Here is a 493-nt window from a genome sequence, read left to right as displayed (position 1 = left end):
GCCCTGCGGCGCCATGCCCGCGCCGGACGCGCCTGCGCAGCCGGCCGGGTCCGCCACCACCGCCCGGGTCGTGCCGGTGAGCCGGCTCGCCGCGCAGCCTGCCGCCGACGCTCCCCTCGTGGTGCTTGCGCTGTGCGCGCAGTGGTGCGGCACCTGCCGCGAATTCCGCCTTACCCTGGAGCGCCTCGCCGAGGCGCGGCACGACATCGTCTTCGCCTGGGCGGACGTGGAGGACGATGCCGAGCTCGTCGGCGATCTCGACGTGGAGAACTTCCCTACCCTGGCGCTCTTCCGCGCCGGCGTGGCCCTGCACTACGGCGTCAGCCTGCCGCACGAGGCCGTGGTGGCGCGCCTGGTCGAGACGCTCGCCGCCGCAACGCCCCGCGCTGCCCCCGGCCTGCCGGCGGAGATCGAAGTACTCGCCCGCCGGCTGTCGCAGCCGGGCGGCGGCTGAGGCTGCGGCAGCCGAGTCCGCGCCGCAGCCGGCGCTCCC

Annotated in this window: 1 protein-coding gene; it reads left to right on the top strand. The window is 76.9% G+C overall.

The window, feature by feature from the left end; all coding sequences use genetic code 11:
- A partial coding sequence (locus tag C667_RS23880; protein WP_004392627.1) for a thioredoxin family protein occupies positions 1 to 454 on the top strand: 454 nt, incomplete at its 5' end.
- Positions 455 to 493 lie beyond the last annotated feature (39 nt).

Origin of the sequence: Thauera phenylacetica B4P (assembly GCF_000310225.1) — a bacterium.
Lineage (GTDB): Bacteria > Pseudomonadota > Gammaproteobacteria > Burkholderiales > Rhodocyclaceae > Thauera > Thauera phenylacetica.
This window is presented reverse-complemented; position numbering and strand designations above follow the sequence as displayed.